The 754-nt window shown below is 49.5% G+C and carries 1 protein-coding gene; it reads left to right on the forward strand.

Annotated features, from left to right (window positions below):
* Positions 1-732 (forward strand): L,D-transpeptidase (gene ldtD / locus ED901_RS03245; RefSeq protein ID WP_122094790.1); only part of this gene is annotated, 732 nt, incomplete at its 5' end.
* Positions 733-754 lie beyond the last annotated feature (22 nt).

Genomic DNA, 754 nt, shown 5'->3' on the forward strand with positions numbered 1-754 from the left:
AACACCGGCATTATGGTGAACATCCCCAACTACCAGCTGACTTACTATCTCAACGGCAACGAAGTGTTGTCTTCAAGAGTGATTGTCGGGCGTCCGAGCCGTAAAACGCCACTGATGAGCAGTGCGTTGAATAATGTGGTGGTGAACCCGCCATGGAACGTGCCGACCACGCTGGTGCGCGAAGATATTGTGCCGAAAGCCAGGAACAACCCGACGTATTTCCAGCAACACGGTTATCAGGTTCTGTCGGGCTGGAGCAATGATGCGGAAGTGATCGACCCGATGATGATTGACTGGGCCATGGTGTCACCGAGCCATTTCCCGTATCGCATTCGTCAGGCGCCGGGTGCCAGTAATTCGTTGGGCCGCTATAAGTTTAATATGCCAAGTTCGGATGCTATCTATCTGCATGACACGCCGAATCACAACCTGTTCAGCAAAGACATTCGCGCATTAAGTTCAGGCTGTGTGCGGGTAAATAAAGCGTCAGAACTGGCGAATATGCTGTTGCAGGATGCCGGCTGGAATGACACGCGGATTTCCTCGGCTCTGCAGGGTGGGAATACGACGTATGTGTCAATTCGCCATCACATACCCGTTAAACTGTTTTATCTGACAGCCTGGGTTGCTGAAGATGGTAAGCCGCAATTCCGCACAGATATTTACAATTATGATTCAACCGTGAGATCTGGTGCACAAATATTGCCTCAGGCAGAGAAATTATTGCAATAAATGCAGTAAAACTAATCTGATA

The organism is Rahnella sp. Larv3_ips, from assembly GCF_003697865.1.
GTDB classification, from domain to species: Bacteria; Pseudomonadota; Gammaproteobacteria; order Enterobacterales; family Enterobacteriaceae; genus Rahnella; species Rahnella rivi.